This is a genomic window from Xanthomonas sp. WHRI 7065 (assembly GCF_040203115.2).
GTDB lineage: Bacteria > Pseudomonadota > Gammaproteobacteria > Xanthomonadales > Xanthomonadaceae > Xanthomonas > Xanthomonas arboricola.
Genome location: NZ_CP168194.1, coordinates 3859547 through 3872209, shown reverse-complemented (window position 1 = coordinate 3872209; position 12663 = coordinate 3859547). Strand labels below are relative to the sequence as shown.

12 protein-coding genes are annotated in these 12663 nt (G+C 66.4%); 4 read left to right on the top strand and 8 right to left on the bottom strand.

From position 1 onward, the window contains the following. Positions 1-16: 16 nt before the first annotated feature. From modC to ABQY64_RS16115, 8 genes are all read right to left on the bottom strand, one after another. Positions 17-631: a molybdenum ABC transporter ATP-binding protein gene (modC, locus tag ABQY64_RS16150; RefSeq protein ID WP_016902262.1), complete on the bottom strand. Its 615-nt coding sequence runs from the start codon at positions 629-631 to the stop codon at positions 17-19. Continuing rightward, positions 631-1317 (bottom strand): molybdate ABC transporter permease subunit, encoded by a 687-nt coding sequence (gene modB, locus ABQY64_RS16145; protein WP_349779548.1) that lies wholly within the window; start codon positions 1315-1317, stop codon positions 631-633. The genes modC and modB overlap by 1 nt, the downstream gene beginning before the upstream one ends. 15 nt (positions 1318-1332) lie before the next feature. Then, entirely contained in the window at positions 1333-2109 is a 777-nt protein-coding gene (modA, locus tag ABQY64_RS16140; protein ID WP_349779498.1) for a molybdate ABC transporter substrate-binding protein, read from the bottom strand. A gap of 75 nt (positions 2110-2184) precedes the next feature. Next, positions 2185-3009 (bottom strand): MBL fold metallo-hydrolase, encoded by an 825-nt coding sequence (locus tag ABQY64_RS16135; RefSeq protein ID WP_349779499.1) that lies wholly within the window; start codon positions 3007-3009, stop codon positions 2185-2187. 13 nt (positions 3010-3022) lie between these two features. After that, complete coding sequence (locus ABQY64_RS16130; protein ID WP_374151305.1) at positions 3023-3955, bottom strand: S1/P1 nuclease; 933 nt, start codon at positions 3953-3955, stop codon at positions 3023-3025. Further along, positions 3927-4541 carry an OmpW family outer membrane protein gene (locus ABQY64_RS16125; RefSeq protein WP_349779500.1) on the bottom strand — a complete coding sequence of 205 codons (615 nt, stop codon included), beginning with the start codon at positions 4539-4541 and terminating at the stop codon, positions 3927-3929. Before ABQY64_RS16125 ends, ABQY64_RS16130 begins: the two co-directional genes overlap by 29 nt. Positions 4542-4660: 119 nt before the next feature. Then, positions 4661-5284 carry an OmpW family outer membrane protein gene (locus ABQY64_RS16120; protein ID WP_349779501.1) on the bottom strand — a complete coding sequence of 208 codons (624 nt, stop codon included), beginning with the start codon at positions 5282-5284 and terminating at the stop codon, positions 4661-4663. Positions 5285-5571: 287 nt separating this feature from the next. Further along, complete coding sequence (locus tag ABQY64_RS16115) at positions 5572-6084, bottom strand: SgcJ/EcaC family oxidoreductase (RefSeq protein ID WP_039512379.1); 513 nt, start codon at positions 6082-6084, stop codon at positions 5572-5574. 487 nt (positions 6085-6571) lie between these two features. On the opposite strand from ABQY64_RS16115, the gene gap reads away from it, so the two are divergent. The 4 genes from gap to ABQY64_RS16095 all read left to right on the top strand — a co-directional run bounded on the left by gap (position 6572) and on the right by ABQY64_RS16095 (position 12579). Then, a complete protein-coding gene (gene gap / locus ABQY64_RS16110) occupies positions 6572-7573 on the top strand; it encodes a type I glyceraldehyde-3-phosphate dehydrogenase (RefSeq protein WP_024938165.1) in 1002 nt (333 codons plus the stop codon). A 217-nt stretch (positions 7574-7790) separates the two neighbouring features. Then, positions 7791-8261, top strand: coding sequence for a hypothetical protein (locus tag ABQY64_RS16105; RefSeq protein WP_102585122.1), 471 nt, complete (start codon positions 7791-7793; stop codon positions 8259-8261). Between the two features lie 182 nt (positions 8262-8443). Further along, positions 8444-11224 carry a DUF2339 domain-containing protein gene (locus tag ABQY64_RS16100; RefSeq protein ID WP_349779502.1) on the top strand — a complete coding sequence of 927 codons (2781 nt, stop codon included), beginning with the start codon at positions 8444-8446 and terminating at the stop codon, positions 11222-11224. Next, positions 11221-12579 (top strand): DUF3999 domain-containing protein, encoded by a 1359-nt coding sequence (locus ABQY64_RS16095; RefSeq protein WP_349779503.1) that lies wholly within the window; start codon positions 11221-11223, stop codon positions 12577-12579. The genes ABQY64_RS16100 and ABQY64_RS16095 overlap by 4 nt, the downstream gene beginning before the upstream one ends. Positions 12580-12663 lie beyond the last annotated feature (84 nt).

Genomic DNA, 12663 nt, shown 5'->3' with positions numbered 1-12663 from the left:
GACAATGCCGATGCGCTCATTCCAGCACATGCACGCTATCGGCGATGCGCTGCACCTCGTCGGGATTGTGGCTGACATACAGCATCGGCAGGCGGATTTCGTCGCGCACGCGTTGCAGGTAGGGAATCAGCTCTTCGCGGCGCGCCTGATCCAGTGCCGACAAGGGCTCGTCGAACAACAGGATCGCCGGTTGCGACAACAAGGCGCGGCCGATCGCCACGCGCTGCGCTTCGCCTCCGGACAGATTGCGCGGCCGGCGCTGCAGCAACGGCCCAATCCCCAACAGCGCCACCACATCGTCGAAACCGAATGGCGCCGTGCCACGCGCATGCCGGCCGTAACGCAGATTGCGGCGCACATCCAGATGCGGGAACAGCCGCGCATCCTGGAACACGTAGCCGATCCTGCGCTTGTGCGTGGGCAGGTTGATGCCTTGCCGGGCGTCGTACAGGCAGCGCCCGTCGATGCGGATATGCCCGGCCTGTGGCTGCACGAGTCCGGCGATGGCATTGAGCACCGTGGTCTTGCCCGCACCGGAAGGGCCGACCAGGGCCACCACCCGCGCCTGGTCCTGGATGTGGAGATGCCGCTGGAAATTGCCGCGCTGCAGCTGCAGGTCGATATCGAGCATCAGCCGTCCTCGCGCGGATGCGGCCTGCGTACCAGCCACTCGGACAGCAGCAGCGCCGCCAGCGAGATTGCCAGCGCAACGCCGGCCAGCCGCCACACGCCCGATTCCATGCCCGGTACCTGCATCAGCCCGTAGATGGCCGACGACAAGGTCTGGGTTTCGCCAGGAATATTGGACACGAAGGTGATGGTCGCGCCGAATTCGCCCAAGGCCTTGGCGAACGCCAGCACCATGCCGGCGACCAGGCCCGGCCAGGCCAGCGGCAAGGTAATGCTGAAGAACACCCGCCACGGGCCCGCACCGAGCGTGGCGGCGGCCGCTTCAAGACGGCGGTCGGTCGCTTCGATGGACAAGCGGATCGCGCGCACCATCAACGGAAATCCCATCACCGCGCATGCCAGCGCCGCGCCGGTCCAGCGGAACGCGAACTGGATGCCGAGGTGTTCCAGCAACCAGCTGCCAACCGGCCCCTGCGTGCCCAGCGCCACCAGCAGCGCATAGCCGGTCACCACCGGCGGCATCACCAGCGGCAGATGCAGCAGGGCATCCAGCAGTGCCTTGCCCGGAAAGCGCCGCCGAGCCAGCAGCCAGCCGCAGGCGATGCCGGGCGGCAGGCTGGCGACGGCCGCAACGATGGCGACCTTGAGACTCAGGCCGATCGCGGTCAGCTCCTGCGGGGTGAACATCGACAACGGCGCGCCTCAATCCTGCAACGAAAAACCACGGCGAACGAAGATCGCCCTGGCCGGCTTGCTGCCCAGCCATTGCACGAACGCGGCCGTGCCGGCATTGCTGCTGTTCTTCAACGCAGCCACCGGATACACGATGGCATCGTGGCTATCGGCGGGGAAGGTGGCGACCACGCGGACCTTGGGTTCGGCGCGTGCATCAGAGCCGTACACGATGCCCAGCGGCGCTTCGCCGCGCGAGACCAGCATCAATGCGGCGCGCACGCTTTCGGACTCGGCCAGGCGATTGCTTACTCCATCCCACTGACCGAGTTTGCGCAGCGCTGCGGCGGCATACTTGCCGGCCGGCACGCTGTTGGTCTGGCCAACCGCCAACCGACCGCTGTCACCGAGCGCCTTGGCAATCGCGCCGGGCTGGCGCGGATCCACGCGCAGCTTGCTGGTGGCCGGGGCGATCAACACCAGGGTATTGCCGAGCAGGTTGCGGCGCTGCGCCGGCACGACCAGGCCGCGTTGCTGCAGATAGTCCATCCATTCCAGGTCGGCCGAAAAGAACACGTCTGCCGGTGCGCCTTGCTCGATCTGGCGCGCCAGTGCTGAGCTGGCGGCGTAGGAAACGCGCACCGGCGTGCCGGTCGCCTTTTCGTAAGCGGCCGCGGCCTCGTCCATGGATTCCTTCAGGCTTGCTGCAGCAAACACCGTCACCGGCGCGGTCTGCGCAGTGGCCAGGACGGGCAGGGCAAGCATCAGCACGCAGAACGCGCGCTGCCAAAAACCGATCGTGCGCATGGGAAGCTCCAGCAGGGTCAGGCAGCGATCATAGCGGCTGCGCGTCATGCGCCGCGTGGTGGCTATGCTGGCGCGTCAGCCAAGCACGCCGTCGCAGCGGCCGGCCTGCAGATTGGTCTGCAATGCCGGCCGGATCAGCCTGGGCTCGGCCAGCGTGGCATCGCGGGCCTGGCGCTGCGCCACGAATGCATCGATCTCCACGCCGTCGCGCACGTGGATATTGCTGCGCCGCTGCTCGCCGATGCTGGTCTGGTACGCCACCTCACGGCCGCCCGGGCCGTAGTCGTGGCAGACGAACACGCGCGTGTCCGCCGGCAGCGCGTACATTCGCTGGATCGAGGCGAACAGTTGCCGTGCATCGCCGCCGGGGAAATCGCAGCGCGCGGTGCCGGCGTCCGGCATGAACAACGAATCGCCGGGGAACAGCGCATCGCCGATCAGGTACGCGATGCTGTCGCTGGTATGCCCGGGCACCGCGATGACACGTACCTGCAGCGTGCCAAGCTCGAAGCGCTCGTCATCGGCGAACAGGTGATCGAACTGCGAGCCGTCGGCACGAAAGTCGTCCGGTAACGTACAACGTGGCGCAAGCGTCTGCTGCACATCGCGGATGCCCTCACCGATGCCGATGCGTGCCTGCGGCCAGTGCTGCTTCAGCCACTGTGCGGCAGACAGGTGATCGGCATGCGCATGGGTTTCCAGCAGCCACTGCACCTGCCAGCCGTGGTGGGCGACGGCATCGACGATGGCTTGCGCGGCGCGCGTGCCGGCCTTGCCGGTGTCGGCCGCATAGTCCAGCGCCGGATCGATCACCGCTGCTGCCCCGGTCGCCGCGTCGGCAACCACGTAGGTGAAGGTGTTGCTGTCGGCGTGAAAGAACGCAAGCACCTCGGGCTGCATCGGCGTCTCCATCTCAGGGCGCGGCCAGCGCCGCATTGAGCACGGCGGCCAGTCGGTCGCCAGCCTCGCGCAATTGGGTCTCTGCAAGCGGACGATAGGTCGCGATGTAGTCGTCCGGCAACACGTGCTTGCTCGGATAGACGCCGGGCGTGACCGCGATCTTGCAGGAGGCCTGCGCCCATGCCGCAGCCGGCGGTGGCAGCACCGGCGATGTCGCAGCGGTCGCCGGCAACGCCAGCAGGCGTTGCAGATACGCATCGTCATCGAGATGGCGGTCGTTGAGCATGCCGCTGTCCCACAGCGCATGCAGGTTGCTGCCCTTGCCGGCGACCTGCAGCTGGAATTCATTGCCGCCCTTGTCGTGCGCGTAGCCGGCATGCATCGGCTGATGGATGTCGCCGACAAAATGCACCACGAATTTCAGGGCCTGCCGGCGCACATCCAGCGGCTGGCTGCGGTCGGCGAGCAGCGCGGTCTGCCGGTCGAGCGCGGCGATCACGCAGTTGCCGTCCGGGCAGTCGCGCGGCGGCGCATACGTGCAGTCGTGCTCGCCAAGATTGACGTAATGCCAGGGCCCGGAGCGCTTGCCCAACTCCGGGTCGTGCTCGCGCAACTCGTCGGCCCAGCTGGCGACACCGGCCAATGTCGGGTTGGCTTCGCCCTTGAGCAATTGCGCCACCTGCGCTTGCGCCTGCGGGCTCAGTTCGGTCTCGGCAATGCGCGCCACCAGGCGGTGGCCTTGCGGCCCCCAGGCGAAGGCGCTGATGGGCTGAAGGGCCGCGACAACGGTTGCGGCAAGAAGGAGGATGCGAGGAGAGAAGGTCTTCATCCGGCAATTGTACGCATCGGTCCGGGACGGTTTGATGGCCGTCTCCGGTCGAACACAGCCACGGCTCAGCGTGGCGTCAGCGGCATGCTCAGAAGTACACCAGGTACGACACGCCATAGGTCAGCGGATCGATCCGCGCCTTGCCCAGCCGGCTGCCATTGAAGTCGACATTGCTGCGCGAATTCGTCCAGCGCGCGTCCACCCGCAGGCCGCTGCGATCGTTGAAGATGAAGTCCACACCGACATGCGCGGTGGCGCCCACCGAGTCGTCGAAGCTCAGGTCGCCATTGCCGAAGGCGTCATCGACGTCTTCGCCGACAAACGTGGTGTAGTTGATGCCGACACCCACAAACGGCGACACCGTGCCGTAGCCATTGATGTGGTACTGCAACAGCACGCTCGGCGGCACCGACCAGTAGCTGCCCACGTTGCCGACGCCCTCAAGCTCCAGATCGTGCTTGCCCGACACTGCGGCATGCACCTCGATGCCGAGGTTGTTGCGCAGGAAGTATTCGTAGGTGAACGACAGCGCCGGGGCGCCCTTGATCTCGGCACGCGTGCCGCCGAAGCTGCCGCTGTCGGACTTGGGCGAGACATAGCCGGCGCCGTAGCCAGTGGTCCAGTGGCCGGCCGATTGTGCAAGGGCGGGTGCGGCCGAGGCGGCCAGTGCGATGGCGAGGGCGGTACGGATCAGCATGCTCATGGAATCCCCGGATAGGTCGGACAGGCGGTCGACGTGACCAACCTGTCCGCAACTCCGGCGGTGGATTCACGTCCCTGGACGCCAAGTGTGCCAGAGATGCATCGCGCACGCTGCCGGGCTCAGAACCGGTGCACGTAGGCCACGCCGTAGACCAGCGGGTCGATGTTGACGGTGCCGATGCGGTTGCCGTCGAGGCGCGCTTCGGTGTCGATGTCGATCCAGCGCAGGTTCACCCGCAGCGCGCCGCGGTCGCTGAGCTTGTAGTCCACGCCCGCGTGCAGGGCCAGGCCCCAGGAATCGTCCAGTTCCAGCTCGCTGCCGGCCAGTGCGCCGCGCGTGTCGGTGCTGAAGAAACGGGTGTAGTTGATGCCCGCGCCAACGAACGGCGAGAGCCTGCCCTGGCTGTTGAAGTGGTACTGCAGCGAGATCACCGGCGGCAGATGCTTGGTGCTGCCGACACGCCCCAGGCCACGGAGCGCGATGTCGTGCTCGAACGGCAGCGCAGCCAGTACTTCGATGCCCAGGTTGTCGGCGATGAAGTATTCGGCGGTGAAGGTCGGCTTGATGTCCTTGCCGACGTCCGCCTCCAGCGTGCCGCCGACCAGACGGCCGTTATCGGACGTGGGAGCGACCTGATGGGCACCGACGGCAACGGTCCAGTCACCTTTGGATTGAGCCAGTGCGGGGATGCTGGCGAAGCTGGCGGCCAGGCCGGCGAGCAGAAGGGTAGAGCGCATGCGCATGGAAACTCTCGTTGTGTGCAGGGGATGGAAGAAGTCTTGATTGTTTGCGCGCTGGATGCCTTGATCCTGATCAATCCGTCCGCGCAAGGACGCTGCGGGTCATGCGCGGATGCGAGCAGGGACCGGCAGCGACAGCAGCGATCTGCGCCATGCCGGTGATCGCACCGGCGTATCGCGTCCGGTCTGCAACGCGATGCGCCTGGCGCAGGCGGCGGCGGCGGAGGAACGCCGCCGCCTGCGTGCGCGGTGGAGCAGGCAGCGAGCGGATGGCTGCAGCGCTCGCGCACTTACTTGACCTTGGCGAGCTTGGGCGCATCCACTTCCGGCATCGCCGAGCTGTGGTGGTTGATGATCAGCCATTTGTCGTCGCGCTTTTCGTACACGAAGGTGTAGCGCGCCTGCACCTTGCTCTTCTTGCCGTCCTTGTCGGTCAGCGTGAAGGTATAGACGCCGGCATCCACTGCACTGTCGTCATCGAGCACGCGCACGGTGCGGTAATTGACGACGCCTTGCGGCTTCTTGGTCAGGAACATCTCGAAGTACTTTTCGATCTGCGCACGCGAGGCGCGCACTTCGTTGGAGACGGTCGGCAGCAACACACCGTCCGGCGCGTACAGGTCCGCCACCTTGTGCGGGTTGCCGGTGGCCAGCGCCGCATTCCAGGTGTCGAACAGCGCAGCGACTTCGCGCGCTTCACCATCGGCGGGCAGCGAGGCCTTTTCGGTGTAGTGCATCACGCCGCCAGCCAGCGCCGGGGTGGCGGCCAGGGCCAGAACCAGAGAGAAAAGGGTGCGACGCATGGGGAATCTCCGTTGTGATGGATGGGTGCCTCAGCAGGCAGGGCCAGTATCGAAATCCACGGAGCGCCGAAATGCTGCTGTTCGGCATATGCATCGATACGCCTTTCAGCGTATAAAATTAAAAAGTAAGTGATTGAATTAAAATGGATATATCGAAAAATCAGGCGTGGTTTCGATTGCCGCGTCCGTGCCGCACCTCAGATCGTCGCGGGCCCTCAAGTCAGGCAGGCGTCAGCCCCACCGCATCGCGCCGGCAGCACCGAGCTCATCACCGTGTCAATTGACGGCACCCACATAGCGTGCCCACCTTTCGATTCCCGATTCCCGATTCCCAATCCCCAATCCCCACCACGCATGCACCACGGCACAACGTCCTAGCGCCACATGCTGCAGCGCTGGCCGCAGCACGGCTGCACGAGTGCGACGCTGCTAGAATGGCGGTCCCTTTCCATCCGCCGCGCCATCGCGGCCGCAGGAGCTAGTGAACATGGCAATCAAGGTTGGCATCAACGGATTCGGTCGCATCGGCCGCAACGTGCTGCGCTCTGCGGTGCAGAACTTCGCCAATGACATCGAGATCGTGGCCATCAATGACCTGCTCGAGCCCGATTACCTCGCCTACATGCTGCAGTACGACTCGGTGCATGGCCGCTTCAAGGCCGATGTGTCGGTCGACGGCAACACGCTGATCGTCAACGGCAACAAGATCCGCCTGACCCAGGAACGCGATCCGGCCAACCTCAAGTGGGATGCAGTCGGCGCCGACGTGGTGATCGAGTCCACCGGCCTGTTCCTGACCAAGGAAACCGCGCAAAAGCACCTCGACGCGGGCGCCAAGAAGGTGATCCTGTCGGCACCGTCCAAGGACGACACGCCGATGTTCGTGTTCGGCGTCAACGACAACACCTACAAGGGCGAAGCGATCGTCTCCAACGCCTCGTGCACCACCAACTGCCTGGCGCCGTTGGCCAAGGTGATCAACGACAAGTGGGGTATCAAGCGCGGCCTGATGACCACCGTGCACGCGGCCACGGCGACGCAGAAGACCGTGGACGGCCCGTCGAACAAGGATTGGCGCGGTGGGCGCGGCATCCTGGAAAACATCATCCCGTCCTCCACCGGCGCTGCCAAGGCCGTGGGCGTGGTGATCCCTGAGCTCAACAAGAAGCTGACCGGCATGAGCTTCCGCGTGCCGACCTCGGACGTGTCGGTGGTCGACCTCACCGTCGAACTGGAAAAGCCGGCCACCTACGCCGAGATCTGCGCCGAAGTGAAGGCGCAGAGCGAAGGCGCTTTGAAGGGCGTGCTGGGTTACACCGAAGACAAGGTCGTGGCCACCGACTTCCGCGGCGAAACCTGCACCTCGGTGTTCGACGCCGACGCCGGCATCGCGCTGGACTCGACCTTCGTCAAGCTGGTGTCCTGGTACGACAACGAGTGGGGCTATTCCAACAAGTGCCTGGAAATGGTGCGGGTTGTCGCGAAGTAAACCTCGCGCTCACGCGATGCGTAGAGGCCCCGGCATGCCGGGGCCTTTCGTTTTGTGCCTGCCGGAATGTGATGTGTGCATGTACCGTCGCAGCGTCGTCGTCAGTACGAAAAGTGGACTTTGAGAGGCCCACGTGCGCTAATTTGCTGGCACGGCGGTCGTTCCCGTGTCGTGTACGAAGGATCGGGGAACTCCATGGATCGAGAGAACAAAACTCATGAGTAAATTTCTGGCGGGCATATTGGCGCTCGGTGTGGTGTTTGCAGTGTCGGCTCCGTCGACCAGTTGGGCAGCAAAAAAGCAGACCGGTACGCCGGCCTGGATGAATGCCGATGGTGAGGTGATCAAGTCGGCCGATGTCGAGGCTGGCTATGGCGAGACGGTCAAGGGCATCAACGATTACGAAGGCGAGATCACCGGCAAGCCGGCGCCTGACAGCAAGTTCACCCAGCTGAAGATCGGTATGCCGATGAAGCAGGTCACCGACCTGATTGGTCAGCCGAATGATCAGGGTTCCTACGTGACCGGCAAGGCGTTTATCCCGTTCTTCTTCGGCGGCGACCGTTACCGTTACGAGATGGCCTACAAGGGCCAGGGGCGCCTGGTGTTCGCTGGCAAGTCGATGGACACCGGCGGCAACCTGATCTGGATCATCCATAACAAGAACGACAGCGGCTACCGCGAATAAGTATCAGACGCCCGGTTTTTCCGGGCGTTTTTTTGGGTGCATGTCCGTGCCAGTAGCCAGTGTGGCTAGGCGGCGCCAACGGCATCGCGTCGCTGCGCTTCAGCCAGTGATTGGCTGCCCAGACGCGGCCTGAGCCTGTATGGTTCGCGCATTCGGCCGGATGCCGACTCAGGGGTTGTGCGTTGGAAACGATGATTGTGACGGTGGTGCTGTTGCTGCTTGCGGTGCCGGTAGGGCTGGTGATCGCCCTGGTGTGGATCGCCGGGCTGCGGCGGCGCGTGGATGCGCTGGAACAGCGGCTTGCGCAATGGCAGGCCAGCGGCGCAGCAGGTGCGGACGCGGCGGCGGTGCACAGGTCAGCGCCAACGCCATCGCCTGCCGGGGCGTGGGAGCCGCAAGAGGCGTCCGACGTCGGTATGTCTGCCTCCGGCGAGCCTGATCTGCCGCGCGCAGCAGATCTGCAAGCCGCGCCGACGCAGTCGCCGGCCGCACCACTGCCAGTGCCGCCATCATTGCCGGCAGAAGCTCCCGCATCGTCGGCGGCGCGCAGCGTAGTGCAAGCGCCGCTCCTGATCGCTGCGCCTGCCGAGTTCGAGCCGCAAGCGCACGACGTGCCCTCCGGGCCGGGCCCGCTGGCGCGCGTGGCCAGCGCAGTGAAGCGCTGGTTTACCGAGGGCAATGTGCCGGTCAAGGTCGGCATGCTGGTGCTGCTGGCCGGCGTGGCGTCGCTGTTGAAGTACGCCAGCGACCAGGGCTGGATGCGGATGCCGATCGAGCTGCGGCTGGCAGGTATCAGCGTGCTGGCGCTCGTCGGCCTGGTCTTCGGCTGGAAGCAACGGCTGCAGCGGCCGGGCTTTGCGTTGGCGTTGCAGGGCGGCGCCATTGGCGGCTTGCTGCTGACGGTCTTTGCCGCGTTCAAGTTGTACGGGCTGCTCGGCGCGGGTCTGGCGATGGGCATCAGCGTGGTGCTGATTGCCGGCATGTGCGTGCTGGCGGTGGTGCAGGATTCGCGCACGCTGGCGGTGCTGGGTGTGCTGGCCGGCTTCCTTGCGCCGATCTGGCTGTCCACCGGCAGCGGCAATCATGTCGCGCTGTTTTCGTACTACGCGGTGCTCAATGCCGGCATCGTGGCGATCGCCTGGACGCGTCCGTGGCGGGTGCTGAACCTGCTCGGATTCGCCTTCACCTTCGGCATCGGCACGCTGTGGGGTGCGCTGCAATACGCCCCGGCGAAATTCGCCACGACCGAGCCGTTCCTGCTGTTGTTCTTCGCCATGTATGTGGCGATTCCGGTACTGCACGCGCGGCGTGGCGATGGCAGCGCGGGCAAGCTCATCGACGGCAGCCTGTTGTTCGGTACCCCGCTGGTGGCCTTCGCGTTGCAGGCGCGCCTGCTGGATGGCGAGCGCCTGCCGTTGGCGCTGTGTGCGCTGGCGGTGGCTGCGCTGTACGCCGGCCTGGCCAACTGGTTGCTGCGGCGTGCCTCCACGCGCCTGCTGGGCCAGGCGCACGCGATGCTGGCGGTCGGTTTTGCGACCCTGGCGGTGCCGCTGGCCTTGTCGGCGCGCGCGACCGCCAGCGTCTTCACGCTCGAAGGCGTCGGTTTGTTGTGGCTGGGGCTGCGGCAACAGCGTCGCATCCCACAGTTCAGCGGGGTGGCGTTGCAGTTGCTGGCGGCGGTCGGGGTCGCCTTCGGTGTGGATGCGTGGCGCTACGACACGGTGGCCGTTGCCAACGCCACCTGCATGAGTACCTTGCTGCTTGCATTGGCCGGCTGGGCCAGTGCCTGGTTCCTGCGCGACGCAGGGCAGCCGCGCCGCGCGCTGGTGGCGTATCTGTGGGGGCTGGGCTGGTGGGCGCTGTGCGGTGTGCACGAGATCTTCCGCTTTGCCGGCGATCTGCGCAGTGAGCCGGATCTGTTGCTGGGCTTTGTCGCGCTCAGCGTGTGGCTGGCAGCCGAGGTGCACCGGCGTCGCCCGGCGACGGCGCTGGTGTGGACGGCGATGTTCGGGCTGGCGCTGGCCGCGCCGTTGGCGCTGTGGCAAAGCCATGCGCATACGCAACCGTTCGCGCATTGGGGGGCGCTGGCCTGGCTGGCGTTCGCCGTGGCTGGCACGCGCGCGCTGTGGTGCCTGCGCAGGCAGCACGGCGCCGGCGCGATGGCCGCACAGTTCATCTGGTGGCTGCTGTGGCCGCTGGTGGTGTCGTTGGGCGTGGCCTGGCTGGCCGATACGTACATGCTGGCAAATGGCTGGCGTTGCGCCTTGCTGGCCGCGCCCTGGCTGATTGTGGCGGCAGTGGGTCTGTTGCGCTGGCCATGGCTGGCGTGGCCGCAGGGTGCCGGTTTCGATCGGGCACGCAATGCCTTGCTGGGCTGTGTGTTCGCGGTGCTGGGCATCGGCTGGTTGATCGTGCTGCTGGACCCGGTGAGCGCGGCGCCATTGCCGTGGCTGCCCTTGCTCAACCCGGCCGAGCTGGCGCAGCTGGCGGTGTTGGCCTTGCTGGCGCGTTGGGCCTGGTCTGCGCAGGCGCCGTTGGCCGTGCAACGCTGGCGGGTGACTGCGCTGGGCGTGTCGGGCTGGGCCTTGATCACCGGCAGCACCTTGCACAGCGTGCATCACTGGGGTGGCGTGGCGTGGGATGCCGGGTTGATCGGCGCGACCCTGTCGCAGACCAGCCTGACCATCGTCTGGAGCGTGCTGGGCGTGCTGGGCTGGGTGATCGGCTCGCGGCGCGGTCAGCGTGGACTGTGGCTGGGTGGTGCGTTGTTGATGGGCCTGGTGCTGGCCAAGCTGGTGCTGGTCGACCGGCAGCATCTGGGCAATCTGCTTGGCATCGGCTCGTTCATGGCCTATGGCCTGTTGTGCACCGTGGTGGGCTATCTGGCACCGGCGCCGCCGCGCCAGCCGGTGGCCGAAGAGCAGGCTGTCGCAGACGATGGCGTGGACAAGGATAAGGCATGAAATCGAGGCAATGGGGATGGCTGCTGCTGGTGCCGCTGCTGGCGCAGGCAGCCGATGTGCGCCAGGACTATCGTCAACAATGGCCGCTGCAGGTGGCCGGCTCGGATGCCGGCATGTATCAGCTGCGCTTGAACGCGGCGATCTATCGCAGCGCCCATGACGCGGGGCTGCGCGATGTCACGGTGATCGATGCGCGTGGCGAGGAGATGCCGGCCGCGCTCTTGCCGGTGGATGCCTTGCCGGCTGCCGCGCCGCGTCGGCAACGCCTGCCCTTGTTCGCGCTGCCGGCTGGTGCAGCGCCTGCCAACGGCGATCTGCAACTGATCGCCGAACGCGATGCCAGTGGCGCGGTGCGGCGGCTGGAAGGCCGCTTCGCCACCGGCACCGCTGCCGCTGCAAGTGCCGGTGGCAGCTGGCTGATCGATGCCAGCGCGTTGCGCGATCGTCCGCGCGCGCTGTGGCTGGACTGGGACGGCAATACGCCGGTGCAGGCCCGGCTGCGCGTGGAAGGCAGCGACGATCTGCGCGACTGGCACCTGCTCGCCGCAGATGCCACCGTGATGGCGCTGGACAACCAGGCGCAGCGTCTGCAGCAGCGCCGCATCGCGTTGGACGCGGGCGCGCGCTATCTGCGCATCGTGCCGGTGTCCGGCGAGTTGCCGGCCTTGCGCGTGGTCGATGCGGAACTGGACGGCGTCTCGGCGCCGCCGCAATCGCTGTGGCTGGAATTGCCGGGCACTGCGCAGGACAAGGCAGTGGTGTATGCCTTGCCTGGGCGCTTTCCGATCACCCAGGTCGATGTCAGCGGCGGTCAGGCCGAGGCGGTCGAATGGACCGTGGCGAGCCGCGATACCGATGAGGCGCCATGGCTGCAACGTGCCGGGCCGTGGTTGGCGTATCGCCTGGGTACTGGCACCGCCGCCGCGTCGCCACCGCAACAGCTGTCGGCCCCGGTGCGTGATCGCCAGTGGCGATTGCTCGCCGCACAAGGGCGCAGCACTGCGATGCCGACGCTGCGTGTGGGCTATCAGCCGGAGCGGATGATGTTCCTCGCCCAGGGGCAGCCTCCGTATGCGGTGGTCGCCGGCAGCGCGCGGCTGCAACGTGGCGATGCGCCGCTGGCCTCGATGCTGCAGGCACTGCGCCGCGAACGCGGAGCGCAATGGCAACCGGCGCAGGCCAACGTCGCTGCGCAGGCACAGCCGCTGGCCGGCGATGCCGCACTGCAGCCGGCCGCCACACCGCGCGACTGGAAGCGCTGGTTGCTATGGGCGCTGCTGGTCGGCGGTGCCTTGCTGGTCGGTGGTTTCGCGGTGAGCCTGCTGCGCAACTCGGCAACCGATCGCAGCCCCTGACGACCCCGCGCGTTGCACCGCGGTTTGCCGCTGCGGCGCGAAGGTCCGACAATGGGCATCCCCCGTCGCCAAGGCAGCCGCATT

Coding starts and splice junctions, on each gene's coding strand:
- modC (WP_016902262.1), bottom strand. CDS start 631: ATGCTCGATATCGACCTGCAGCTGCAGCGCGGCAATTTCCAGCGGCAT.
- modB (WP_349779548.1), bottom strand. CDS start 1,317: ATGTTCACCCCGCAGGAGCTGACCGCGATCGGCCTGAGTCTCAAGGTC.
- modA (WP_349779498.1), bottom strand. CDS start 2,109: ATGCGCACGATCGGTTTTTGGCAGCGCGCGTTCTGCGTGCTGATGCTT.
- ABQY64_RS16135 (WP_349779499.1), bottom strand. CDS start 3,009: ATGCAGCCCGAGGTGCTTGCGTTCTTTCACGCCGACAGCAACACCTTC.
- ABQY64_RS16130 (WP_374151305.1), bottom strand. CDS start 3,955: ATGGCGTGTCGTACCTGGTGTACTTCTGAGCATGCCGCTGACGCCACG.
- ABQY64_RS16125 (WP_349779500.1), bottom strand. CDS start 4,541: ATGAGCATGCTGATCCGTACCGCCCTCGCCATCGCACTGGCCGCCTCG.
- ABQY64_RS16120 (WP_349779501.1), bottom strand. CDS start 5,284: ATGCGCATGCGCTCTACCCTTCTGCTCGCCGGCCTGGCCGCCAGCTTC.
- ABQY64_RS16115 (WP_039512379.1), bottom strand. CDS start 6,084: ATGCGTCGCACCCTTTTCTCTCTGGTTCTGGCCCTGGCCGCCACCCCG.
- gap (WP_024938165.1), top strand. CDS start 6,572: ATGGCAATCAAGGTTGGCATCAACGGATTCGGTCGCATCGGCCGCAAC.
- ABQY64_RS16105 (WP_102585122.1), top strand. CDS start 7,791: ATGAGTAAATTTCTGGCGGGCATATTGGCGCTCGGTGTGGTGTTTGCA.
- ABQY64_RS16095 (WP_349779503.1), top strand. CDS start 11,221: ATGAAATCGAGGCAATGGGGATGGCTGCTGCTGGTGCCGCTGCTGGCG.